Origin of the sequence: Marinobacterium maritimum, assembly GCF_039523155.1 — a bacterium.
GTDB classification, from domain to species: Bacteria; Pseudomonadota; Gammaproteobacteria; order Pseudomonadales; family Balneatricaceae; genus Marinobacterium; species Marinobacterium maritimum.
In genome coordinates, this window is record NZ_BAAAET010000001.1 from 753,293 (window position 1) to 776,387 (window position 23,095).

22 protein-coding genes are annotated in these 23,095 nt (G+C 56.5%); 18 read left to right on the top strand and 4 right to left on the bottom strand.

From position 1 onward, the window contains the following. The first annotated feature begins 2 nt into the window (after positions 1–2). Positions 3–551 carry a polyhydroxyalkanoate synthesis repressor PhaR gene (gene phaR, locus ABD013_RS03375; protein ID WP_343802284.1) on the top strand — a complete coding sequence of 183 codons (549 nt, stop codon included), beginning with the start codon at positions 3–5 and terminating at the stop codon, positions 549–551. 3 nt (positions 552–554) lie between these two features. On the opposite strand, the gene ABD013_RS03380 is transcribed toward phaR, so the two are convergent. The 3 genes from ABD013_RS03380 to ABD013_RS03390 are packed head-to-tail and all read right to left on the bottom strand — an operon-like array spanning position 555 to position 3,432. Beyond that, positions 555–1,625: an alpha/beta fold hydrolase gene (locus ABD013_RS03380; protein ID WP_343802287.1), complete on the bottom strand. Its 1,071-nt coding sequence runs from the start codon at positions 1,623–1,625 to the stop codon at positions 555–557. Beyond that, on the bottom strand, positions 1,612–2,508 hold the full coding sequence (locus ABD013_RS03385) for a poly(R)-hydroxyalkanoic acid synthase subunit PhaE (RefSeq protein ID WP_343802290.1): 897 nt from the start codon (positions 2,506–2,508) through the stop codon (positions 1,612–1,614). Before ABD013_RS03385 ends, ABD013_RS03380 begins: the two co-directional genes overlap by 14 nt. A 54-nt stretch (positions 2,509–2,562) precedes the next feature. Then, the gene (locus tag ABD013_RS03390; protein WP_343802293.1) at positions 2,563–3,432 is read right to left on the bottom strand and encodes a LysR family transcriptional regulator; all 870 of its coding nucleotides are present in this window, start codon (positions 3,430–3,432) and stop codon (positions 2,563–2,565) included. A 153-nt stretch (positions 3,433–3,585) separates the two neighbouring features. Between ABD013_RS03390 and leuC the strand changes: the two genes are divergently transcribed. From leuC to ABD013_RS03465, 15 genes are all read left to right on the top strand, one after another. Then, the gene (gene leuC, locus ABD013_RS03395) at positions 3,586–5,004 is read left to right on the top strand and encodes a 3-isopropylmalate dehydratase large subunit (protein WP_343802296.1); all 1,419 of its coding nucleotides are present in this window, start codon (positions 3,586–3,588) and stop codon (positions 5,002–5,004) included. Positions 5,005–5,018: 14 nt separating this feature from the next. Then, positions 5,019–5,666, top strand: coding sequence for a 3-isopropylmalate dehydratase small subunit (gene leuD, locus ABD013_RS03400; protein WP_343802299.1), 648 nt, complete (start codon positions 5,019–5,021; stop codon positions 5,664–5,666). Between the two features lie 29 nt (positions 5,667–5,695). After that, positions 5,696–6,778 (top strand): 3-isopropylmalate dehydrogenase, encoded by a 1,083-nt coding sequence (gene leuB, locus ABD013_RS03405; RefSeq protein ID WP_343802302.1) that lies wholly within the window; start codon positions 5,696–5,698, stop codon positions 6,776–6,778. Positions 6,779–6,874: 96 nt separating this feature from the next. Next, on the top strand, positions 6,875–7,990 hold the full coding sequence (gene asd / locus ABD013_RS03410; protein WP_343802305.1) for an aspartate-semialdehyde dehydrogenase: 1,116 nt from the start codon (positions 6,875–6,877) through the stop codon (positions 7,988–7,990). Positions 7,991–8,071: 81 nt separating this feature from the next. Continuing rightward, on the top strand, positions 8,072–9,064 hold the full coding sequence (locus ABD013_RS03415) for an Asd/ArgC dimerization domain-containing protein (RefSeq protein WP_343802308.1): 993 nt from the start codon (positions 8,072–8,074) through the stop codon (positions 9,062–9,064). A gap of 135 nt (positions 9,065–9,199) precedes the next feature. Continuing rightward, entirely contained in the window at positions 9,200–11,845 is a 2,646-nt protein-coding gene (locus ABD013_RS03420) for a motility hub landmark protein FimV (RefSeq protein ID WP_343802310.1), read from the top strand. 12 nt (positions 11,846–11,857) lie between these two features. Continuing rightward, entirely contained in the window at positions 11,858–12,697 is an 840-nt protein-coding gene (truA, locus tag ABD013_RS03425; RefSeq protein WP_343802313.1) for a tRNA pseudouridine(38-40) synthase TruA, read from the top strand. 56 nt (positions 12,698–12,753) lie between these two features. Beyond that, positions 12,754–13,371, top strand: coding sequence for a phosphoribosylanthranilate isomerase (locus tag ABD013_RS03430; protein ID WP_343802316.1), 618 nt, complete (start codon positions 12,754–12,756; stop codon positions 13,369–13,371). Positions 13,372–13,450: 79 nt separating this feature from the next. Next, complete coding sequence (accD, locus tag ABD013_RS03435; protein ID WP_343802319.1) at positions 13,451–14,374, top strand: acetyl-CoA carboxylase, carboxyltransferase subunit beta; 924 nt, start codon at positions 13,451–13,453, stop codon at positions 14,372–14,374. Then, positions 14,371–15,654: a bifunctional tetrahydrofolate synthase/dihydrofolate synthase gene (gene folC / locus ABD013_RS03440; protein WP_343802322.1), complete on the top strand. Its 1,284-nt coding sequence runs from the start codon at positions 14,371–14,373 to the stop codon at positions 15,652–15,654. Before accD ends, folC begins: the two co-directional genes overlap by 4 nt. Next, positions 15,654–16,205 carry an SPOR domain-containing protein gene (locus ABD013_RS03445; protein ID WP_343802325.1) on the top strand — a complete coding sequence of 184 codons (552 nt, stop codon included), beginning with the start codon at positions 15,654–15,656 and terminating at the stop codon, positions 16,203–16,205. The genes folC and ABD013_RS03445 overlap by 1 nt, the downstream gene beginning before the upstream one ends. Positions 16,206–16,272: 67 nt before the next feature. Further along, positions 16,273–16,767 (top strand): CvpA family protein, encoded by a 495-nt coding sequence (locus ABD013_RS03450; protein WP_343802328.1) that lies wholly within the window; start codon positions 16,273–16,275, stop codon positions 16,765–16,767. 51 nt (positions 16,768–16,818) lie between these two features. After that, positions 16,819–18,345, top strand: coding sequence for an amidophosphoribosyltransferase (gene purF / locus ABD013_RS03455; protein WP_343802330.1), 1,527 nt, complete (start codon positions 16,819–16,821; stop codon positions 18,343–18,345). 8 nt (positions 18,346–18,353) lie between these two features. Continuing rightward, positions 18,354–19,580: an O-succinylhomoserine sulfhydrylase gene (locus tag ABD013_RS03460; protein ID WP_343802332.1), complete on the top strand. Its 1,227-nt coding sequence runs from the start codon at positions 18,354–18,356 to the stop codon at positions 19,578–19,580. A 58-nt stretch (positions 19,581–19,638) separates the two neighbouring features. Beyond that, positions 19,639–20,592 (top strand): tRNA dihydrouridine synthase, encoded by a 954-nt coding sequence (locus tag ABD013_RS03465; protein ID WP_343802335.1) that lies wholly within the window; start codon positions 19,639–19,641, stop codon positions 20,590–20,592. Here the strand turns inward: ABD013_RS03465 and amrS are convergent. Continuing rightward, complete coding sequence (amrS, locus tag ABD013_RS03470) at positions 20,582–21,661, bottom strand: AmmeMemoRadiSam system radical SAM enzyme (protein WP_343802338.1); 1,080 nt, start codon at positions 21,659–21,661, stop codon at positions 20,582–20,584. The two genes, ABD013_RS03465 and amrS, sit on opposite strands and share 11 nt — an antisense overlap. Positions 21,662–21,719: 58 nt before the next feature. Between amrS and amrB the strand changes: the two genes are divergently transcribed. Then, the gene (gene amrB / locus ABD013_RS03475) at positions 21,720–22,520 is read left to right on the top strand and encodes an AmmeMemoRadiSam system protein B (protein WP_343802340.1); all 801 of its coding nucleotides are present in this window, start codon (positions 21,720–21,722) and stop codon (positions 22,518–22,520) included. After that, positions 22,507–23,094, top strand: coding sequence for an AmmeMemoRadiSam system protein A (amrA, locus tag ABD013_RS03480; RefSeq protein ID WP_343802343.1), 588 nt, complete (start codon positions 22,507–22,509; stop codon positions 23,092–23,094). The genes amrB and amrA overlap by 14 nt, the downstream gene beginning before the upstream one ends. Position 23,095 lies beyond the last annotated feature (1 nt).

Sequence of the window (23,095 nt, forward strand, 5' to 3'; positions counted from 1 at the left end):
GGATGAGCCAGAGTGGAGCAGGAGAATCAGCCGTGCGGATTCTGCGTAAATATACCAACCGACGCCTGTACGATACATCACGCAGTTGCTATGTCACCCTTGAGGACGTCAAGCAGCTGGTGCTCAATGGTGAAAACTTCCAGGTTCAGGATTCCAAGACCGGCAATGACCTGACGCGTAATATCCTGCTGCAGATCATCAGTGAGCAGGAGGCAGAGGGTCATGGAACCCTGCTGACAAACCAGGTGCTGCAGCAGTTGATCCGTTTTTACGGTGACAGTATGCAGGGGATGATGAGTCAGTATCTGGAGCAGAGCATCGCGGCCTTTCTGGAGCATCAGGATCGTATCCGTGAGCAGATGCAGACCATGATGGGGGCTGCTAATCCGCTGACCATGATGGGCCGCATCGCTGATCAAAATATGGCGGTCTGGAATATGTTCGCGCCGCGTACGGCCGAGGAAGAGCAGGCTGAAGCGGCCAAGAATGAGTCGGCAGGCACGGAAAGTCCATCCGAAGCTGCTGGCAGCAAGGATGAGACCGATAAGTAACGGCTAGGCCGGCTCGCGTTCTTGCAGCCAAGTGCGAATCTGCGGTGGCAGGGTCTTCAGGGCTCTGCCTCCGTTGAGCACGCCGATGTGTCCAGCATCCACGATTATCTCGCTGTAATCTTTTCCTTTCAGTGTCGGCTTCAGTGCCGACGAGGCCTCCGGTGGAACGAGTTGATCGCGTTTGCCATAGATATTAAGCAGTGGCTGCGAAAGCGTCTTCAGCCGGAGTGTTGATCCCGCCAGCTTGAACCCTTGCCGTGACATCAGTGCGTTGTCACGGAAAAAAAGCCCGATGAAATCATGCAGGGCTTCTCCTGCAAGGTCCGGGCAGTCCTGTAGCCATTGTTCCATCAGCAGATAATGCTGCACGGTTGCGTCGTCTGCGCAAAGCTGCCGGCTGGCAGCGAGTCGCTTCTCCAGTCCCAATCGCATCGGTTGCAGAGCTGTAAAGAGCTCATTGAGCAGCAGGCCTGGCAGATTGCCATAGGTCTGAGTGGCCAGCTTTATATCGATCTCACGGGTGAGGCGGTTAAGGGTGAAGCGGCTCACGGAGGTGTCGACGGGTGTGACCATGGTGATCAGGTTGAGCACCTTTTGCGGATACAGCAGGCTGTAGCACAGGCTGAATACACCGCCCTGGCATACCCCCATCAGGTTGACTGACTTGCTGTCGCTGTCTGTGCAGACCTTGTCGACGCAGCGGTCAAGCAGATCGGTGAGGTAATCATCGAGTGTCAGGTGTCGGTCACAGCGGCCGGGATACCCCCAGTCAATCAGGTATACCGGAATGCCTTCTGCCAGCAAACTGCGAATCATGGAGTGCTGCGGGCTTAAATCCAGGATCCACGGGCGGTTTACCAATGCATAGCAGATCAGGAGCGGTGTTTTGATTCGTGACTCGGTGACTGGCTCAAACTTGAGAAGCTGGAGGCTGCCGCTGCGCATCAATACCCGGTGAGGTGTTGGCAAGTGTGGGCAGGTGCTTCGCGCCGTGGAATTGATGCGACGGGCAAGGTCCTGCTGCTGCTCTGCCTGTTGCTGAATACGGAGAGCGTCAACTTTAATTCGCGTCATGCGAGTCCTTGGAATGGGGTGGATGTCCCTGTGGTGCAGAGCCCTGCTGGCGCTCAAGCATTCGTACGCGGCGGCGTAGTTCGTGATGCTGGCGGCTCAGCTCGTCATACTGTGACAGCGTGACCAGGCCGCATCTGGCATATAGCAGATCAAGTTGCTGTTGCCAGCCCTGACGCATGGCCATGGCGGCATTGCAAAGGGCGCCGAAGGCTTGCTGGTAGTCCTGCTGGTTCAGTCGCTGCTGATAACACTCTTCATAGCACCGGAACCAGAGGTGGTGCAGCTGTTCCAGATCGGAAATGCTGCTGCCGGCCAGCTCATGGCCGAGTCTGACCAGGGCCTCACTGTTAATGTGGCCGAGCTGTAGCAGATAGCGTTCGCGCGCACGTTCGAATGCCTCCAGCAGGTTCAGGTTGTTACGCAGCTGCTGGAGCACGGAGGGCTGAAGCTGTGGTTCCAGTATTCCCAGTAATTGCTGCAGTAACGGGTTTAGCTGCTTCAAGCCGGCATGCAGTGGCGAGTCCTGACCGGTCAGAAGCGCCAGGGTGGCTGCAAGCTGTTCGGGTAGTGGCCAGTTCGACAATACCCAGTCCAGGCTGAGCTGATCCAGGTGCTGTCGAAAGCTGTCGATCAATTGCTCGGGAGCGATGCTCTGTTGTTCGTCGCACAGTTTGAGAAGGTCGGCGGCAAAGTGACGGAAGTGTTCGCTCTGGCGAGTGATACGGTAAAGCAGGTCCGCCTGGAGTGGCGATACCCCTTCAGATGCGTTCTGCGACAGCTGTGACTGCAGCTCCTGCCAATAACGGCTTGCATGGGGGCTGTTCTGTCCCTGCTCCAGTTGTTCCAGCCACTGGCGCATCATGTTCAGCAGTTGCTCGCTCACTTCACGTCTCCGGGGGCGGTTAGACTGTTGATCTTAAACCATGCCTGAAAGTTGTTAAACGCTTGCTTCAAGCAGCTGGACCAACTCGCGGGCGGCGTTGCTCAGGGTTCGGTCGCGGTGGTGGATGTATCCCAGGGGGCGAACGATTGCTTCGGTGCCGGTATCCAGGCGAACCAGCTGATCGTCAATCATGGTTTCCGGCAGCAGGCTCCAGCCGAGGCCGATGCTGACCATCATGCGGATAGTATCCAGATAGTCAGTACTCATGCCCAGGTTCAGTTCCAGGCCCTGGCGGGCCAGTTGCTGGCGTACGCGCTGGTGGGTAAAGGTATCGGGGCCGGGCAAGATTGCGGGGTAGCGGTTGAGTTCGGTCAGGTCCGGGTGGATGTTGGCGGCCAGGGGGTGATTGCGGCCAACCACATACTGCAAGCGGTCACTCCAGACCGTGCGGGCGCAGATGCGTTCGTCCTGCTCCGGTGCCAGTGTGATCAGGGCCAGTTCCAGGTCGCCGCGCAGAACACCTTCATAGGCGACCTCTGAGGCGGCAAACTGCAAATCCAGTTCGACCTCAGGATAATTTTCAACGAAGCGTTTCAACAGTGGTGGCAGGCGGTGCAGGCTGATGTGGTGACTGGCGGCTACGGCCAGTCGACCGACTACACGACCAGACAGGTTGCCCAGCATCCGTTCGGCATCATCCATGGCGGCAAGGATATCGCGGGCTTTGGGGAGCAGAGCCTGGCCGGGCTCGGTCAGCAACACCTGGCGACCAATACGGTCAAACAGGCGACAATCGAGCTGGCTTTCAAGCAGAGCAATGCGCTTGCTGACCGCGGATTGGGTTAAAAACAGCAGCTGAGCCGCCTGAGAAAAGGAGCCGGTATCGGCGACAGTGACAAAAGCGTGTAGGCCGGCAGTATCCATGAAGTATGAGGGTCGATAATAGTTAAGCTGGGTAGTTTATATATTCCCAAGGGGAATTCAAAATATAAAAATTATGAATTTGTTTGTTTGGTTGGGCTGGATTAGGATGAGTCCAAATCGCCATGAGACCGGATCAATTTACAGGAGAGCAACATGGCCGGAAAAACCTTATATGACAAGCTCTGGGATGCCCACTTGGTGCGCCAGAACGATGACGGCAGTGCACTGATCTATATCGATCGTCAGATCCTGCATGAAGTGACCTCACCGCAGGCGTTCGAAGGTCTGCGCTTGGCTGGTCGCAAGCCCTGGCGTATCGACGCCAACCTGGCGACTCCTGATCACAACGTGCCGACCACTGAACGTTCGGCTGGCGTCGATCAGATTGCCGACCCTGTGTCGCGCATTCAGGTCAAGACACTGGATGCCAACTGTGACGAATTTGGTATTACCGAGTTCAAGATGAACGATCATCGACAGGGTATCGTGCATGTCGTCGGACCCGAGCAGGGCATGACGTTGCCGGGTACCACTGTGGTGTGTGGCGATTCCCATACCTCTACCCACGGTGCCTTCGGTGCCCTGGCGCATGGTATTGGCACCTCCGAGGTTGAGCATGTACTGGCAACCCAGTGCCTGATTGCCAAAAAGATGAAGAACATGCTGGTGCGTGTTGACGGTGAGCTGGGTGCCGGCGTCACGGCGAAAGACGTCGTGTTGCACATCATCGGCGTGATCGGTACTGCAGGTGGTACCGGTTATGCGGTTGAGTTCGGTGGCAGTGCGATCCGCTCCATCTCCATGGAAGGGCGCATGACGATCTGCAACATGGCGATTGAAGCCGGTGCACGTGTCGGTCTGGTCGCGGTTGATGAGACCACAATCGAATACTTCCGTGGTCGTCCGTTCTCGCCCAGTGAAGAACAGTGGGGTGCTGCCGCGGCGGCCTGGAAAGAGCTGGTGTCTGACGAAGATGCGCAGTTCGACACCGTGGTTGAAATCAAGGCGGAAGATATCTTGCCGCAGGTGACCTGGGGTACCTCTCCTGAAATGGTGGCGCCGGTCAGTGCGCTGGTGCCGAATCCGGAATCCGAAACCGACCCGGTCAAGGCGGATGGCATTCGCCGCGCCCTGCAGTACATGGGACTGCAGGCCGATCAGAAAATCACTGATATCCAGCTGGATCGTGTCTTTATCGGTTCCTGCACCAACTCGCGCATCGAAGACCTGCGCGCTGCCGCTGAGGTGGTGAAAGGTCGCAAGGTCGCTGCCAATATCAAGCAGGCGCTGGTGGTGCCGGGCTCGGGTCTGGTCAAGGCGCAGGCGGAAGAAGAAGGTTTGGACAAGATCTTTACGGAAGCCGGTCTGGAATGGCGTGAGCCGGGCTGCTCCATGTGTCTGGCGATGAACCCGGACAAGCTGGGGCAGGGAGAGCACTGCGCCTCTACCTCCAACCGTAACTTCGAAGGTCGTCAGGGCTTCGGTGGCCGTACCCATCTGGTGAGTCCGGCGATGGCGGCGGCAGCGGCCGTGACCGGTCACTTCGTTGATGTACGTGAATTGATGCAGTAAGACGGGAGAGCGAGATGAGAAAGTTTACCCAACACACCGGTATTGCTGCACCGCTGGATCGTGCCAACGTCGATACCGACATGATCATACCGAAGCAGTTTCTGAAGTCGATCAAGCGTGCCGGCTTCGGCCCCAATTTGTTCGATGAGCTGCGTTACCTTGATGAAGGTCAGCCGGACCAGGATTGCTCAGGTCGTCCGCTGAACCCGGAGTTCGTGCTCAACAAGGCGCGCTACCAGGGCACCAGTGTACTCTTGGCGCGTGAAAACTTCGGTTGCGGTTCCAGTCGTGAGCACGCGCCCTGGGCACTGGATGATTTTGGCATTCGTGTGGTGATTGCACCGAGCTTTGCCGATATCTTCTACAACAACTGCTTCAAGAACGGTCTTTTGCCGATCGTGTTGCCGGAAGCACAGGTCGATCAGTTGTTCCGTGAAGTGGATGCAGCTGAAGGCTATGAACTGACAGTCGATCTGGAGCGTCAGGTCGTGGTAACCCCGGCTGGTGAAGAGTTTGGCTTCGAAGTGGATGCTTTCCGTAAGCACTGCCTGCTGAACGGCCTGGATGATATCGGTCTGACGTTGCAGCATGCCGATGAGATCAAGGCCTACGAAGCGCGCCGCCGTCAGGAAGCACCCTGGCTGTTCGATGCGATCAAGTAACCGTTTTTGAATTCAAGGAACATAGTGACATGAGCAAGAATGTACTGGTATTGCCGGGTGACGGCATCGGTCCTGAAATCGTAACCGAAGCGCGCAAGGTGCTGGAACTGGTCAATGAGCGCCACGGCATGGGGTTGGAGATCAATGAAGCGCTGGTCGGTGGTGCTGCCATCGATGCGACCGGCGTGCCGCTGCCGGAAGAAACCCTGGCGGCTGCCAAGGCGGCTGATGCCATCCTCCTGGGCGCTGTCGGTGGTCCGAAATGGGATACCAACCCGGATTTTGCCATCCGTCCCGAAAAAGGGCTGCTGGGTATTCGTTCCCAGCTGGGTCTGTTCGGTAACCTGCGTCCGGCCATCCTTTATCCGCAGCTGGCACATGCGTCTACTCTGAAGCCGGAGGTGGTGTCCGGTCTGGATATTTTGATCGTGCGTGAGCTGACTGGCGGCATCTACTTCGGTCAGCCGCGTGGCGTGCGCGAGAAGGAAGGCGGTATCCGTGAGGGCTTCAACACCTACGTTTACGATGAGAATGAGATTCGTCGTATCGGCCGTGTTGCATTTGAAGCTGCCCGTGCCCGTGACAAGCGTTTGTGCTCTGTCGACAAGGCCAACGTGCTGGAAGTGACCGTGCTCTGGCGCGAGATCATGGAAGAGCTGTCCAAGGAATACCCGGATGTTGAACTGAGTCACATGTACGTGGACAATGCGGCGATGCAGCTGGTGCGTGCGCCCAAGCAGTTTGACGTGATGGTCACGGGTAACATGTTCGGCGATATCCTGTCTGATGCGGCAGCCATGCTGACCGGTTCAATCGGCATGCTGCCGTCCGCTTCGCTGGACGAAAACGGCAAGGGCATGTACGAGCCTTGCCATGGTTCAGCTCCGGATATCGCGGGCGAAGGCAAGGCGAATCCGTTGGCAACCATCCTCTCAGTCGCTATGATGTTGCGTTACTCTCTGAATGAGGGTGAGGCAGCCGATCAGATCGAAGCGGCTGTAAGCAAGGTGCTGGATCAGGGGCTGCGTACCGGTGACATCATGTCCGAGGGTATGCGTCAGGTCAGCACCGCAGAGATGGGTGATGCAGTTGTCGCTGCACTCAACGCTTGATCTCTTGAGTATAAGCGGATGCCCGTCGCTGTCGGGCGTCCGTCTGGCCTGGCCAGAGTTTTGTTTTACAGCACTACAACAATATTGGGGGCACGAATGAAGCGTGTAGGTTTTGTCGGCTGGCGTGGCATGGTCGGTTCTGTTCTGATGCAGCGCATGCTGGAAGAGCAGGATTTTAATCATATTGCTGAGCCGGTTTTCTTCACCACTTCTCAGACTGGAGCAGCAGGTCCTGACATCGGCAAGGATATTCCCGCATTGAAAGATGCGCGTGATATTGAAGAGCTGAAACAGATGGACGCCATTGTTTCCTGTCAGGGTGGCGACTACACCACGGAAGTGTTCCAGAAACTGCGTGAGTCCGGCTGGAATGGCTACTGGATCGATGCAGCTTCAACCCTGCGTATGGCTGATGACAGCCTGATCGTACTGGATCCGGTTAACCGTGATGTCATTGACCGCGGTATCGATGCCGGTATCAAGAATTTTGTTGGCGGCAACTGTACCGTATCCCTGATGCTGATGGGGCTGGGTGGCCTGTTCAAGGCTGGTCAGGTTGAGTGGATTTCTTCCATGACCTACCAGGCTGCATCCGGTGCCGGCGCCAAGAACATGCGTGAACTGATTACTCAGATGGGCCAGATTCATGCCGGTTCCGAAGCACTGCTGGCTGATCCGGCGTCCGCGATTCTGGATATCGACCGCCAGGTCGTCGAAACCATGCGCGGTGACGCCTTCGCCACTGATAACTTCGGTGTGCCGCTGGCCGGTTCCCTGATTCCCTGGATCGACAAGGCTGTGGCTGATGGTCAGAGCAAGGAAGAGTGGAAGGGCTTCGTTGAAACCAACAAGATCCTGGGCCTGTCCGACAGTCCGATCCCGATCGATGGTACCTGTGTACGTATCGGTGCCATGCGCTGTCACAGCCAGGCCTTCACCGTTAAGCTGAAGCAGGACTTGCCGATGGATGAAATCGAGCAGATGATTGCTGAGGCCAACGACTGGGTCAGCGTGGTGCCGAACGAGCGTGAAGCGACCATCAGTGATCTGTCGCCGACCAAGGTGACCGGTACGCTGAACATTCCGGTCGGTCGTCTGCGCAAGATGAAGATGGGGCCTGACTACCTGAACGCTTTCAGCGTCGGTGACCAGTTGCTCTGGGGTGCGGCTGAACCGCTACGCCGTATCCTGCGCATCCTGCTTGAGCGATAATCGAGCAGATCTGTTGTAACACCTCTCAGCCCGGCGTTTGCCCGGGCTGTTTTGCTTTGTGAGACCCTTGAAAAGATGTCAATGAACGTTGCTTTAATCGGACCGGATACCCTGAAAGGGGAAAAGTTGCTGGAGCTGCTGGATGAGTCAGCGCTGCAGGTTGAAACCATGTCGCTGTACGAAGAGGCTGACAGTGCCGGGCGTAGCCTGATGTTCAGAGGCAGTGCCTGCCGCACTCGGCCGCTTGATGAGTTTACCGGTGAGGGGCTGGCGCTGGTGTTTGTCTGTATGGCTGAATTGGATGCCGATACGATCAAAACGCTGGAAGGTCTGTCCTCTGCGATTGTTATTGACCTCTATCCGCAACACTATGGTGAGCAGCCGCAGCTGGTCGTGCCTGCGATCAATGGTGAGGTGCTCGGTTCGATTGACGCAGGTCGTATTATCGGTGTGCCGGGATCGGCTACTATTACCGCTGCGCTGGCACTGTCACCGCTGCACCATGAATATCAGATACTTAAGCTCAACCTGACGGTGCTCTGTGCGGCTTCTGAAGCGGGCCGCAAGGGTGTTGAGGCCCTGGCCTCGGAAACAGCCAGGTTGCTCAATGGTCGGGATGTGGATGCTGATTATTTTGAGCGCCAGATCGCGTTCAACCTGATTCCCAGTGTGGGAGAGGTTCAGCCTTCCGGTTACACCTCGCTGGAGGAGCAGGTACTGCAGCAGTTGCCGCAGCTGCTGGGAGATGAAGACCTGGAGCTGGATGTGAGTGCCGTGCGTGTCCCCGTGTTTTACGGTGATGTGGTCGTTGCACAGGCGGAAACGCGCCAGTCACTGGAGGTCGACAATCTCCAGCTGCTGATGGACAAGGCCAAAGGCGTACGTTTCGATCAGGCGGCGAAAAAGCCGGCCAGCCTGGTGAATGACGTCATCGGGCAGGATGTTGTTGTCGTCAATCGAATCAGGCCGGATGCCTCGGGTGACAGTGGCTTCGGGTTGCATGCCCTGAGTGATGATCTGGGTCGAGGCAGCGCGCTGGTGGCGCTGGAAATTGCACTGGCGCTGCAGGAATAGTCGCAAAATAGCAGCAGAGAGTGCGGTTGACCCTCTGCTGTTTAAACATAATACTTGCACAAAATATGGATCCGTAACCCTCTGATTCATCGAGAAATGGAGAGGGCGCGCATACTACACCAAAGGGAGTAACCGATGCTGCGTAAACTAGCCTTAAGCCTTGCGGTCTCAGCAGCTCTGGGGGCGTCACAGGTTAATGCCCTTGGGCTCGGGGAGATTCAAGTCAATTCGGCACTGAATGAACCGCTTGATGCCGAGATTAAACTGACGCAGGTACGTGATCTCTCCCCGCTGCAGATTCAGCCGAGAATGGCCTCGCTGGATGAGTATGCAACCGCTTCTGGCGGCAGTCAGGCGCGCTATCTTCGCGATATTCAGTTTCAGGTTCTGGTGTCGCCTGAAGGCACTGGTCGTATTCGCCTGAAATCGACCGAGCCGGTGCAGGAGCCATTCCTGAACTTCATGGTCGAAGTGAACTGGCCCAGCGGTCGTATGGTGCGCGAATACACCCTGCTGCTGGATCCTCCCGTTTTCGAAGCCTCTCCTGTAGCACAGCGCCTGAGTGTAGCCCGGGTTGAACCCGTCGAAGCTCGGCCGCAGGTTGCAGATGCCCGTCCAGTAACCCCGTCGGGCAGCAATATCCGCACCCGTGCCAATAGCGAAACGCAGGTGTATGTTGGGGTCAATGACACCCTGTGGGAAATTGCCAAAAAGACCAAGCCACAAGGTATCACCGAGCACCAGATGATGCTGGCCCTGCTGCGCAAGAACCCGCAGGCCTTCCCCTCAGGGAATATCAATAACCTCAAGGCCGGGACGGTGATGGATATTCCATCCGTCGCCGAAGCTCAGCAGTTAAGTCATCGTGAATCCGTTGCTGAAGTGGCGCGCCAGATGCAGTTGTGGCGTGAAGGTCGCAATTCACCCAAGGCTGCGGCAAAGGCTCCACTGGATGTCAGCAAGGCTGCCGATACACCCAAGGCGGAAGAAACCGCTCCGCAGGTTGAGTCTGAGTCGACTGCGGTTGCTACACAGGACGAGGGCAAACTGACTGTTCTGGCGCCGCCGGAGGAGTCGGTCGAAGCGCAGCAGCTCACTTCGGCCACCAGTAGCGTCGACAGCGATGCGCAAGAGAATGCTGCCGGCGCTGACCAGTCCGGTGGGCAGGTGATTTCCGCTGCTGCGGAGCGTCTGGAAGATGAAGTGCTCATGGCGCAGGAGAAGATTGATCGTCTTGAGCGCGATAACGCGGATTTGAATGACAAGCTCAGCTCTGTGCTGGAACAGCTGGAGTCTCAAAGTCGACTGCTGGAGTTGCAGTCGCAGCAGATGTCGACCTTGCAGGCTGAACTGACCAAACCGCAGGCAGCCCCGGTAGAAGTGCCGGCAAAACCCGAAAAGGATTCGACCTCGCTGCTTGAAAATCCGACCGTGCTGGGTGGTCTGGGGGCTGCTATTGCCCTTCTGGGTGGGGTCTGGTTGTTCCTGCGCCGCAAGCGCTCAGGTGATGAGAGTAAGCGCGAACTGGTCAATGTACCTGATGACCTGCGTGAAGAGGACAGGGATGCTGTGCCTGATGTGGCATCGGCTGGTTTGGCTGCAGCGGCTGTGGCGGGTGGTGCGGCCGTAGTGGCGGCCAATGCTGCTGAAGATGATGCAATTATTGATGATGCTGCTGATTTTGTACGCCCGCCGATGGATTCTTTGGCGCCGGATGAGGATGAAGTTGCGGCAGGAGACCTTGAGCAGGATCTGCAGGAGCTGGATCTTGATATGGATCTGGACCTGGATCTCGATGATCTGGATCAGCCGCAGGAAGGTGAGTTGGCAGGTGTCGACTCGGCCGAGTTTGATCTTGGGCTGGATGATGAGCCCATGGCTGAGCTTGGGGCTGAGGAAGAAATCGAAGCGAGTGCTGCTGACGAGCCTGAAATCATTGAAGCAGCCGATGAGCTTGACTTTACCCTGGAGCAGGCGGAAGAAGAGCCGAGCGAGCTGGATGCGATGCTGGCTGAACAGGATGTTGATGATGAACTGGACTTCCTGCTCAGTGATAGCGTGACAGCAGAAGATGGCTCGGCCGATGATGTGGACGAGCTTGATATTGCCTTGGGTGTGGACTCCGGCGAAGATGATGCGCTTGAGTTCAACGCTGGCTCTGCTCTGTCCGTTGAGTCCGAAAGTGATGCAGAAGTTGACAACAGTCTGCATGAAACCGTCGAGGCGGCGCCAGAAGTTGAGTTTGAGATCGATCCTGCTCTCGAGGCAATGCTGCAGGGTGGTGATGATCAGTCCGAAACCGACACTGATGACGGACTTGAATTCGATCTTGGCTTTGCGGATGATGAGCCCGCAGCGATTGATACTGAATCCGCCGAAGATGATCTGGAAAGCTTGCTGTCTTCCTTTAATCCAGAGGAAGAAGTTGAAAATGCGGCTTTTGCCACGGCATTGACCAGTGAAGAGGTGGAGGAAGAGCTGACGGCCAACATCTCCCATGATCTGGAGATGGACCTGGACAGTGAAGTAGAAGAGCTGCTTGGCAGTACCGATGATGACATCGAACTGGATGAGCAGCGCAGCGATGAGCAGGACGATATTCTGGATAAGATGAACCTGCTCAGCGATGCGGATGAAATCGAAACCAAGCTGGATCTGGCGCGTGCCTATATCGAAATGGAAGACACTGAGGGTGCGCGCGATATCCTTAATGAAATTACCAGCGAAGGCTCCAATACTCAGCGTGATGAAGCGCAGAAACTTCTGGAGACGCTGGCCTGATCAAGATATTTGATGAGTAAAAACAACTCTTCCGGGGCGATTTCGATCGCCCCTTTTCGTTATGCCTTGGGTGTTGAATATGTTGGTGCGGCCTACCGGGGCTGGCAGCTGCAGGCATATGATAATGTCCCTACCATACAGGCTAAGGTTGAACAGGCTCTCTCCGTGATTGCCAACCATCCGGTTCAGGTGGTGTGTGCCGGTCGAACCGATGCCGGCGTCAATGCCAGTCATCAGGTTATTCATTTTGACAGCTGGGTTGAGCGTGATGAGCGGGCCTGGACGCTGGGCACTAATAGTCATCTGCCTGATGATATTTCGATCAAGTGGGCAACCAAGGTGCCAGGGTGTTTTCATGCCCGCTTTTCGGCCAGGGAGCGTCGTTATCGCTACCTGATCTATACTTCGCCGACACGTCCGGCGATTCTTGCCGGTGGTGTTACCTGGACGCATCGAAAGCTGGATGTTGAACGCATGCAGTTGGCCGCTCAGCACCTGCACGGTGAGCATGATTTCACTTCTTACCGTGCCGTAGGTTGTCAGGCGCGCAGTCCTGTTCGTGAGATTCGCAACCTCAGTGTCTATCGTAGCGGGCAACTGATTGTCATTGATGTCAGCGCCAATGCGTTTCTGCACCACATGGTGAGGAATATCGCAGGGGTTTTGATGGCAGTCGGGTCAGGGCAGCGCTCGCCGGATTGGGCGCTTGAGGTGCTCAAGGCAAAGGATCGTCGCCAGGGCGGCGTGACGGCGCCGCCTGACGGACTTTATTTCGTTGATGTGCGCTACCCGGATCTGTTTAAGCTGCCGAAGGTGCCGCTCGGGCCGCATTTTCTGCAAACATCGGACTGACGCCCTGAAGCGGCTTTGTTAATATTAGCGGCTTGCGTCATTTTTCGGGATAAAGCATGACTACACGGGTGAAAATTTGCGGGATTACCAGCCTGGCGGATGCAATGTCTGCGATCGAGGCTGGTGCTAGTGCGCTGGGTTTTGTGTTTTATGCGCCAAGCCCGCGTTTCGTGAAGCCAGAGGTTGCCGCTGATATCATCCGACAGTTGCCACCGTTTGTGACGACGGTGGGGCTGTTCGTCAACGCCTCAGATGCTGAAGTGGCAAGCACAGTGCAACAGACCGGTATTGATCTGTTGCAGTTTCACGGTGATGAGCCGGAAAGTTTCTGTCGCGCTTTTATGCGTCCCTATATCAAGGCGTTCAGGGTGCGTCCCGAGCTGGACCTTATGGAACTGGTTGCTTGCTATCCCAGTGCGCGGGGCATCCTGCTTGATGCATACCGGCCTGGAGTCCCGGGTGGGACTGGAGAAATTTTTGACTGGGCGCTGATTCCGTCATCCCTGGCATCACGGGTAGTTCTGGCTGGCGGCCTGAACGCCGATAACGTGGCACAGGCGATTGCACAGGTATCACCCTATGCCGTAGACGTTTCGGGTGGTGTTGAAGCCGCTCCCGGGCGTAAAGATGCGGCAAAAATTAATGCTTTCATGGCCGCCGTTAAGCAGCCTTAAAGCAGTGTGAATTAGAGTATGTGATTTCCATCAGCCTGCACCTGGAAAGGGCTGGCAGGCGACAATAGGAATGTGAACCATGAGTAACTGGCTGGAAAAAATCGTGCCTTCCCTGGTGCGCAACGAAAAAAAGCGCACCAATATTCCCGAGGGTTTGTGGAAAAAATGCCCCAAGTGCGATTCCATCCTCTATCGGCCTGAGCTTGAGAAGAATCTCAACGTTTGCCCCAAGTGTGATCATCATATGCGCCTTAACGCGCGCCGCCGCCTGGAGCTGTTCCTTGATGACGAGGGGCGTCAGGAACTGGCTGCCGATGTGACGCCGGTGGATCGCCTGAAATTCCGTGATTCCAAGAAATACAAGGATCGCCTGACTGCGGCCCAGAAGCAGACTGGCGAAAAGGATGCCTTGATCGCCATGCGTGGTTCCCTGCAGGGGCTGCCGGTGGTAGCTGTTGCCTTCGAATTCAACTTCATGGGGGGATCCATGGGTGCGGTCGTTGGTGAACGGTTCGTTCGCGCAGCGCGTGTCGCGCTGGAAGAGCGCATCCCGCTGATCTGCTTTGCCGCTTCTGGTGGTGCGCGGATGCAGGAAGCGCTCATATCTCTGATGCAGATGGCGAAAACAAGTGCTGCACTGGAGAAGCTGAAACAGGCAGGTATACCCTACATTTCCGTTCTGACTGATCCGGTTTATGGTGGTGTTTCGGCATCATTGGCAATGCTGGGTGACCTGAATGTGGCTGAACCCAATGCCTTGATCGGTTTCGCTGGCCCGCGTGTTATCGAGCAGACCGTGCGTGAAAAACTGCCTGAGGGTTTCCAGCGCAGCGAATTTCTGCTGGAACATGGTCAGGTCGATATGATCATCAGTCGTAATGACCTCCCGACCCGTCTTGCCGATATTCTGCGCAAGCTGACTCATAGCAGTGTGGCAGCGGAAGCGACGCCGGTTGTAGAGGGCGAAGTGGTTGAAGCAGACCAGGATGCTGGCAAAGAATGAGTGGCAGTGCCTATCCGGTAACGCTTGAGGGGTGGCTGAGCCGTATCGAGGCCTGTCACCCCAGTGAGATCGAACTTGGTTTGACGCGCTTGTCCGCCGTGGCTGCGCGTTTGCCGATCGACCTGTCGAACAGTACCCGGATCGTGGTTGCAGGTACCAATGGCAAGGGCTCGACCCTGGCGATGTTGGACGCTGTGCTGCGTCAGCAGGGTTACAGTACGGGGGTTTATACCTCACCCCACTTTCTGCACTACAACGAACGTATCGTCGTCAATGGCGAGCCGGTTTCGGATGAGTTGCTTTGCGAGGTGTTTACCGCAATCGAACAGGCACGGGGCGAAACGCCACTGACCTATTTCGAATACGGTACTCTCGCCGCGCTGTTGGTCTTCAGTCAGCTGAAGGTTGATATGGCGTTGCTGGAAGTGGGGCTGGGCGGGCGTCTGGATGCGATCAACATCGTTGATGCCGATATTGCAGTCGTGACCACCGTGGCGCTGGATCATATGGACTGGCTCGGGCCTGATCGCGAGTCGATCGGGTTTGAAAAGGCAGGTGTGTTTCGTTCAGGCAAGCCTGCACTGTGCGGAGATCCTGATGCTCCTGCACGACTGGTTGGGCATGCCGAGGCGATTGCTGCACCTCTGTGCCGCAATGGTATTGACTACCGCTATGAGCGACAGGCTGATGGCTGGAACTGGCAGGGTGTGAGTGCTGACGGGGTTTCCTGCCGCTATGAGCAACTTCCCGTGCCTGGGCTGCCACTTGCCAATGCTGCTCTGGTGATGCAGATCCTGCAGTTCCTGCCCAAGCCGGTCAGTGAAGCGGCGATTCGGCAGGGGCTTGAACAGGCCTGTCTGACGGGGCGTATGCAGCGCACTCGGCTTGGTGGGCTGGCGGTAACGCTGGATGTGGCGCATAACCCTGAGGCCGCGAGCTATCTTGCGTCCCGGCTTCGTGAAGAAGCGGGACAGCCGATTCATCTGGTTTTGGGAATGCTGGCAGACAAGGATATCGAGGCGGTGGTCGAGCAGCTGTCTCCGGTGGTCGGCCAGTGGTATCCGGTCACGCTGTCGGTGCCTCGAGGTACCGATAAGGAGGTATTAGTGACCGCTCTGCAGAAGGCAGGGGTGCCAATGAAGGCGATACACCCGGCTGCCAGTGTTAAAAGCGCGGTTGAGTATCTGCAGCTAAATCAGCCTGAGGGGGGGGTGGTTATTGCCGGTTCCTTCTTTACCGTTGCCGAGGCTCTGGCACTGCGTACAGGAGCATCCTGTTGATGACTGAACAGCAGAAGAAGCGGTTGGTGGGTGCCGCTGCCGTCATCGTATCGGCCGTCATTCTGTTTCCGCTACTGCTTGATGGCAGTGGTTATCGCGAGCGTCATCTGCAGGAGCGAATGCCTCCTGCGCCACAAATGGCTGAAGCGGTTGATATAGAACCGACACGGCAAGCGTTGCCGGACAGTGCCGCACCTGCGGATCCGGCAGCGCCCGCTGTGGTCAAGGTGCCTTCGCCAGCCCTGCGGTCGGCGATTGAAAAGGCACGGCCCAGTATCGACGCAACCTCTGATACCCCGGCGCTTGATCAGCAGCAGGTTCCGGTTGCCTGGACATTGCAGTTGGCGAGCTTCCGTGATGAGGCAAATGCCCGGTCACTACGCAAGGAGTTGGTCGGGGCGGGGTACAAGGTCTATATCCGACATGGGCCGGATATGGTTCGTGTATTTGTAGGCCCTGATCTGCAGCGTAGCCGACTGGAGCAGTTGCAGGCTCGGCTTAAGCGTGATTACTCCCTTGAGGGTATGATCGTTCGATTTACAACACAGTGAATTCACCATTGGGTTGCCCCTTGGGCTCTGTTAGAATGCGCGCTGTTTTCGACACTGGCGAACGACGATGAACTGGGCTGACTGGACCATTCTTGCCATAATAGCGATCTCAAGCCTGATGAGCCTCAAGCGGGGCTTTGTGCGTGAGGCTATCTCTCTACTGACCTGGGTCACCGCTTTCGTTCTGGCTCGCCTGTTCTCGCCATCCTTAAGCGTGCTGCTGGAGTCCTATATTCAGACCCCTTCACTGCGCCTGGTATCGGCCTTTGCTATTCTGTTTATCATCACGTTGATCGCGGGTGCGCTTGTCGGCACGCTGTTCTCTGCGCTGGTTAATGCGACGGGTCTTACCAGCTCCGACCGAGTGTTGGGCATGGGGTTTGGCGCTGTGCGCGGTGGCCTGGTCATCATCGTGATCGTCGCCTTGTTGGGCATGACCCCGGCGGTTCAGGACCGCTGGTGGCTGGAATCAGAGCTGATTCCCCATTTTGTATTGCTTGAAGGCTGGACCCGCCAGGTGGCCAGTGACGTCGGGCAAGTGATCTGGAATATCGGACGCTGAGCAACCTGCTTGGCGCCTCTCTATTAGTGACATCCTTCTGAGGTGGATTGAATGTGCGGTATCGTCGGCATTGTTGCCAAGTCCTTTGTAAACCAGACTATTTTTGATGCGTTGACGGTGTTGCAACACCGCGGCCAGGATGCGGCCGGAATGGTGACCTGCGAAGGCAACCGCTTCTATCTGCGTAAGGACAACGGCTTGGTGAACGAGGTGTTCCGCACTCGCCACATGAAAAAGCTGAACGGCAATATGGGGATCGGCCATGTGCGCTACCCGACTGCCGGCAGTTCCAGCTCAGCTGAAGCGCAGCCGTTCTATGTTAACTCGCCGTACGGCATTGCGCTGGCACACAATGGTAACCTGACCAACGCCGATCAGCTGGCTGATGAAATCTTCCGCTCTGATCTGCGTCACATCAACACCACATCCGACTCTGAAGTGCTGCTCAATATTTTTGCTCATGAGCTGCAGCAGATCGGCAAGCTGACGCCGGAAGCCGATGATATTTTCCAGGCGGTCGAGAAGGTTCATCGCCGTTGCCAGGGCGGTTATGCCGTGGTTGCCATCATCACCGGTTATGGCATCGTTGCCTTCCGTGATCCCTGTGGTATTCGTCCTCTGGTCTATGGCAAGCGCGTCAATGATCAGGGCGAAGAAGAGTACATGGTCGCGTCTGAAAGCGTGGCGCTGGATACCTCCGGCTTCGAGCTGGTACGTGACCTGGTACCGGGTGAGGCGATCTTCATTGATACCGAAGGTCGAGTATCTACGCGCCAGTGCGCCACCGAAAGCAAGATTGCGCCTTGCCTGTTTGAGTATGTCTACTTGGCGCGTCCTGATTCCATTATCGATGGTGTCTCTGTACACCACTCGCGTATGGAGATGGGCGTCAAGCTGGCCGATAAGGTCAAGCGTGAAATGCCCGAGCATGATATCGACGTGATCATTCCGATTCCGGACACCAGTCGCACGGCTGCGCTGGAGATGGCTAACGCTCTGGGCGTGACCTTCCGTGAGGGCTTCATAAAGAACCGTTATATCGGGCGTACCTTCATCATGCCGGGCCAGACCCAGCGCAAGAAGTCCGTGCGCCAGAAGCTGAATCCGATTCAGGCCGAGTTCCGTGATAAGGTCGTGATGCTGGTGGATGATTCCATCGTGCGTGGCACTACCTCCAAGCAGATCGTGCAGATGGCGCGTGACGCCGGTGCTCGCAAGGTCTACTTCGCATCGGCTGCCCCGGAAGTGCGTTACCCGAATGTCTACGGTATCGACATGCCGTCCGCCACTGAGCTGATTGCTCATGGCCGTACTGCGGATGAAGTGGGTGAATACATCGGTTGTGACTGGATGCTGTATCAGGATCTGAACGACCTTAAGGCGTCTGTCAGCTGCTTTAATCCGGAGATCAAAGATTTCGATACCTGTGTCTTTGATGGTAATTACGTAACCGGTACCGTTGATGCGGATTACCTGGAACGCATTGATGCCAAGCGCAATGATGATGCCAAGTCAGCCGCCGAAAGCGCTGCAGACGATGGCAATGAATCTGCTGATCTGCACAACAAAATTGACTGAGGTAGTTCATGAGTCAGTCCAGTTACGAGCGTGAACAGCGGATTCAGTTCGACGCATCAGAAGGTTATGACATCGATACCCTGTCGGTCCGTGCCGGTCAAAGCCGTACGGCCGAAGGCGAGCATTCCGATGCGATCTTTGCGACCTCAAGCTTTGTTTTCTCCAGTGCGCGTGAAGCCGCGGCCCGTTTTGGTGGTGATGAGGAAGGGAATATCTATTCCCGCTTCACCAACCCGACCGTGCAGGCTTTCGAAGAGCGTATTGCCGCCCTGGAAGGGGGCGAGCGTGCCGTTGCAACATCTTCTGGCATGGCGGCCATTCTGAATCTTGGCTTGGCGCTGCTGCAGCATGGTGATCATGTCGTCTGCTCACGCAGTGTGTTTGGCTCTACAGTCTCTCTGTTTACCAAGTACTTGAGCCGTGCCGGCATCGAAACCACTTTTGTGGATCCAACTGATCTGGCCGCCTGGGAGGCTGCGGTTACGCCACAGACACGCCTTTTCTTCATGGAGACTCCGTCCAACCCGCTGGCCGAGTTGACCGATATTGAAGCAGTTGCCGAGATCGCTCATCGCCATGACGCGCTGCTGTGTGTCGATAACTGTTTCCTGACTCCGGCACTGCAGCGTCCGCTGGCACTGGGTGCTGATATTGTCATGCACTCGGCGACCAAGTACCTGGATGGTCAGGGGCGTTGTGTCGGAGGTGTGTTGGTTGGTCGCAGCAAGGAAATGGAAGAGGTGTTTGGTTTGATCCGCACCGGTGGTTCTTGCATGAGTCCGTTCAATGCCTGGGTGTTCCTCAAAGGGCTTGAAACCCTGCCGCTGCGCATGCGCGCGCACAGCGAGAGTGCATTGGCAGTGGCGACCTGGTTGCAACAGCAGCCGGGTATCCGCCAGGTCTACTACTCGGGGCTGCCTGAGCATCCTCAGTATGATCTGGCCTGCAAGCAGCAGTCCGCTTTCGGCGGCGTGCTGGCCTTTGAGGTTGAAGGCGAGCGTGAGGAAGCCTGGCGTTTTATCGATGCCACGCAAATGGTGTCAATTACGGGGAATCTGGGTGATGTCAAATCCACCATCACTCACCCGGCAACTACCACGCATGGCCGCATGAGTGTGGAAGAGCGTGAATCCGCCGGTATCCGTGAAGGCCTGATCCGTTTCTCTGTGGGCCTGGAATCGCTTGATGATATCAAGGCCGACCTGCAGCGCGGCCTGGATGCGCTGCACGCGTGATTGATCCCATCCGGCCGCTCTGTCCTGAGCGGCCGTTTTTCTGCTGAAACTGATATTGATGAAAATCTTTCTGGCCCCGATGGAGGGCGTCCTTGATCACTCCCTGCGCGATATCCTGACCAGGATACCCGGTGTTGATGTTTGCGTTACAGAGTTTATTCGCGTAACGGATCAGTTGCTGCCGGAATCGGTATTTCGGCGCCTTGCGCCGGAACTGCAGCAGGGCAGTCGTACCCCGTCGGGCACGCCGGTGCTGGTTCAGCTGTTGGGAAATGATCCTGTCGCCATGGGTGAGAATGCCGTCAGGGCGGCTGAAATGGGGGCGCCGGGCATTGATCTGAACTTCGGCTGTCCGGCCAAGACGGTCAACAGGAGTCGTGGTGGTGCGATTCTGCTCAAGGATCCGGATGAGGTGCATGCCATTACGGCAGGTGTTCGTCGTGCGCTGATGCCTGAAGTGCCTCTCAGTGCCAAGATGCGTCTTGGCTTTCAGGACAAGTCGCTGGCGATTGAAAATGCGCAGGCGATAGAAGCTGCAGGTGCCATGCAGTTGACGGTCCATGCGCGTACCAAGGTAGAGGGCTATAAGCCGCCGGCTCACTGGGAGTGGATAGCCAGGATTCGCGAGGCCGTGTCGATCCCTGTCATAGCCAATGGCGATATCTGGACGGTTGATGATTATCATCGCTGCCGGCAGGTCAGTGGCTGTGAGGATGTCATGATTGGTCGTGGTTTAATTGCCAATCCTTTTCTTGCTCAGGCGATTCGTTGTGGCGAAGAAGGGCTGGGTGCGGCAGCGACCTGGCAGCAAACCCGCTCACTGATACAGGTCTACCATGGGATGGTGATGGCGCGCCTGGAGCCAAAGCATATCAATGGTCGTACCAAGCAGTGGCTGCGTATGATGCAGCGCCATTATCAGCAAGCGGAAGTCCTGTTTAGTGAGGTGCGTGCTGAGCGAGATCCACAGCGTTTCGCTGAATTGCTTCAGGCGGTTGAAGCTAACGGTTGATACTAACCGGCAGGCGTCTTGAGCCCCAGTTTCCGGGTGTCGGTTCAAATCGACCGGCCAGCTGGTGGCCGCAGTAGCGACAGCAGCCTTGTGGTGTCAGGGACCAGTCCAGAATCATATAGCCTGCACGTTTGATCAGCGGACGATTACATTCCGGGCAGTAGGTCGTGTTGCCTTCAGGGTCAGGCAGGTTTCCGGTATAGACGAACCTGAGCCCCTCTTCACGGGCAATCATTCGTGCGCGCTGCAACGTTTCCAGTGGTGTGGGCGGGTGGTCAAGCATCTTCCAGTCCGGATGGAAAGCGGTGAAATGCAGCGGCACTTCATCACTGAGTTGGGTGCAGATCCAGCGAGACAGTTGCGCGATTTCGCGATCAGAATCATTCTCGCCCGGGATCAGTAATGTCGTGATCTCAAGCCAGGTATCGGTTTGGTGGTGGATATACTCCAATGTATCCAGTACCGGTGCTAATTCCCCGCCGCAGATCTTCTTGTAAAACCGTTCGGTAAACGCCTTGAGGTCAATATTGGCCGCGTCCATGTGTTGATAGAACTCTTCACGCGGCTTGGGGCATACATAGCCAGCGCTGACGGCAACACTCTGCAGTCCGTGCTGATGGCACGCCTTGGCTACATCAATGGCATATTCGTGAAAAATCACCGGGTCGTTATAGGTAAAGGCGATGCTGCGGCAATTGTTAGCAACGGCGGTACTGACAAGTTGCTCGGGTGAGGCGCTGTCGCATAGGCGATCAGTCTCTCGGGATTTGCTGATATCCCAGTTCTGACAGAAACGGCAGGCCAGGTTGCAGCCTGCGGTGCCAAACGAAAGTACAGGTGTACCCGGGAAGAAGTGATTGAGCGGCTTTTTCTCAATCGGATCAATGCAAAACCCACTGGACAGCCCGTAGCTCAGCATGCGGATCTCTTTGCCGACACGCCCGCGTACGAAACATAATCCGCGCTGCCCGTCGTTCAGCTTGCAAAAGCGGGGGCAGAGGTCGCACTGGAGTTTGCCATTGTCCAGTTCGTGCCAGTAATGCGTGCTGACGCTGTGGTTGGTGTCCATGATAAAAATACCGATCGACCTCTATACTATTAAGCATAGCAAAAGCTGGAGGTGTGTCATGACGGGCATGTTGCGACCCGCCGCGGTTGCGGGTCTGTTCTATCCTGCTGATGAGGCTGCGCTGAAGCAGCTGGTGGGCGGTATGCTGACAGAGGCCCCTGAGCCGCCAGAATTACGCCGGCAAGTGAGAGCACTGGTTGTGCCGCATGCGGGGCTGGTCTATTCAGGGCCTGTAGCGGCCGTTGCCTATCGTCTGCTGCGGCGCAGTTTATCCGAATGTGATTGGCAGCGTGTGGTCCTGCTGGGCCCCAATCATCGGGTTCCTCTGGTTGGCATGGCGGTCCCGGATGAGTCCGACTGGAAAACCCCTTTAGGGATCATGCGCCTTGATCGAGCCTTTGTGGCCAGGCTATGCGAGCAATTCGCAATGGCTGTGCGACCTGAAGTACACCTGCCTGAGCATTCACTGGAGGTTCAACTGCCCTTTCTGCAGTACATCGCGCCCGAGATGCGTTTAGTCCCTGTGCTGGTTGGGCCTACGGATTCCGCCGTTGTCGCTGAGCTGATCGAGTATTGCTGGCAGGATGAACAGACGCTGGTTTTGATCAGCAGTGATTTAAGTCACTACCACTCCTGGGAAGAGGCGCGTCAGCTTGATGCTGTGACGAGTCGGATGATCTGTCATGCAGAGCCGCATCTGGGCTCTGAGCAGGCATGTGGTTGTTATGCGCTAAATGGGCTGCTACTGGCTGCACAGCACCAGGGGCTGGAGATCAACTGCCTTAGTCAGATGACATCGGGTGATACGGCTGGTGATAAACAGCAGGTCGTGGGGTATGGTGCCTATGTCTGTTACTGAATATAACTCGCAGCAACGTGCTGCAATTCTGTTGCTGGCGCGCGAGGGCGTGTGCCAGGCGGTACGCACCGGAAGTGTGGAGCTGCCGGATATCACGAGCCTGGAGCCGTTTTTACGGGAGGATAGAGCCTGTTTCGTGACGCTGGAAAGTCATGCCGAGTTGCGGGGGTGTATAGGCTCGTTGCAGGCGACTCGCCCTTTGGGGCATGATCTACTGCACAACGCTTGCGGGGCAGCCTTATACGACTATCGCTTTGAAGCTTTGCAGGCATCGGAGCCGGTTCAGGTGTCGGTTTCCATTCTATCGCCTCTGGAGGAGATGAGCTTCAGCTCGGAGTCGGATCTGCTAGCGCAGCTGATACCCAGGGAGGATGGCTTGCTGATACAGGCAGGGCGTAATCGCGCGACGTTTCTGCCGGTGGTCTGGGAGGGGTTGCCGACGCCTGAGTTGTTCCTGCGTGCGCTCAAGCGCAAGGCTGCGCTGCCGGCTGACTACTGGTCGGACCAGGTCAAAGCCTGGCGCTATCACAGCGAATATTTTGCCGAGGAGGGTGAAAAGCCGGCGTGTGAGTGAC

Coding starts and splice junctions, on each gene's coding strand:
- ABD013_RS03390 (WP_343802293.1), bottom strand. CDS start 3,432: ATGGATACTGCCGGCCTACACGCTTTTGTCACTGTCGCCGATACCGGC.
- truA (WP_343802313.1), top strand. CDS start 11,858: ATGAGTAAAAACAACTCTTCCGGGGCGATTTCGATCGCCCCTTTTCGT.
- accD (WP_343802319.1), top strand. CDS start 13,451: ATGAGTAACTGGCTGGAAAAAATCGTGCCTTCCCTGGTGCGCAACGAA.
- ABD013_RS03430 (WP_343802316.1), top strand. CDS start 12,754: ATGACTACACGGGTGAAAATTTGCGGGATTACCAGCCTGGCGGATGCA.
- amrB (WP_343802340.1), top strand. CDS start 21,720: ATGACGGGCATGTTGCGACCCGCCGCGGTTGCGGGTCTGTTCTATCCT.
- ABD013_RS03465 (WP_343802335.1), top strand. CDS start 19,639: ATGAAAATCTTTCTGGCCCCGATGGAGGGCGTCCTTGATCACTCCCTG.
- ABD013_RS03415 (WP_343802308.1), top strand. CDS start 8,072: ATGAACGTTGCTTTAATCGGACCGGATACCCTGAAAGGGGAAAAGTTG.
- amrS (WP_343802338.1), bottom strand. CDS start 21,661: ATGGACACCAACCACAGCGTCAGCACGCATTACTGGCACGAACTGGAC.
- ABD013_RS03460 (WP_343802332.1), top strand. CDS start 18,354: ATGAGTCAGTCCAGTTACGAGCGTGAACAGCGGATTCAGTTCGACGCA.
- leuC (WP_343802296.1), top strand. CDS start 3,586: ATGGCCGGAAAAACCTTATATGACAAGCTCTGGGATGCCCACTTGGTG.
- purF (WP_343802330.1), top strand. CDS start 16,819: ATGTGCGGTATCGTCGGCATTGTTGCCAAGTCCTTTGTAAACCAGACT.
- ABD013_RS03420 (WP_343802310.1), top strand. CDS start 9,200: ATGCTGCGTAAACTAGCCTTAAGCCTTGCGGTCTCAGCAGCTCTGGGG.
- phaR (WP_343802284.1), top strand. CDS start 3: ATGAGCCAGAGTGGAGCAGGAGAATCAGCCGTGCGGATTCTGCGTAAA.
- folC (WP_343802322.1), top strand. CDS start 14,371: ATGAGTGGCAGTGCCTATCCGGTAACGCTTGAGGGGTGGCTGAGCCGT.
- asd (WP_343802305.1), top strand. CDS start 6,875: ATGAAGCGTGTAGGTTTTGTCGGCTGGCGTGGCATGGTCGGTTCTGTT.
- leuD (WP_343802299.1), top strand. CDS start 5,019: ATGAGAAAGTTTACCCAACACACCGGTATTGCTGCACCGCTGGATCGT.
- ABD013_RS03380 (WP_343802287.1), bottom strand. CDS start 1,625: ATGACGCGAATTAAAGTTGACGCTCTCCGTATTCAGCAACAGGCAGAG.
- ABD013_RS03445 (WP_343802325.1), top strand. CDS start 15,654: ATGACTGAACAGCAGAAGAAGCGGTTGGTGGGTGCCGCTGCCGTCATC.
- amrA (WP_343802343.1), top strand. CDS start 22,507: ATGTCTGTTACTGAATATAACTCGCAGCAACGTGCTGCAATTCTGTTG.
- ABD013_RS03450 (WP_343802328.1), top strand. CDS start 16,273: ATGAACTGGGCTGACTGGACCATTCTTGCCATAATAGCGATCTCAAGC.
- leuB (WP_343802302.1), top strand. CDS start 5,696: ATGAGCAAGAATGTACTGGTATTGCCGGGTGACGGCATCGGTCCTGAA.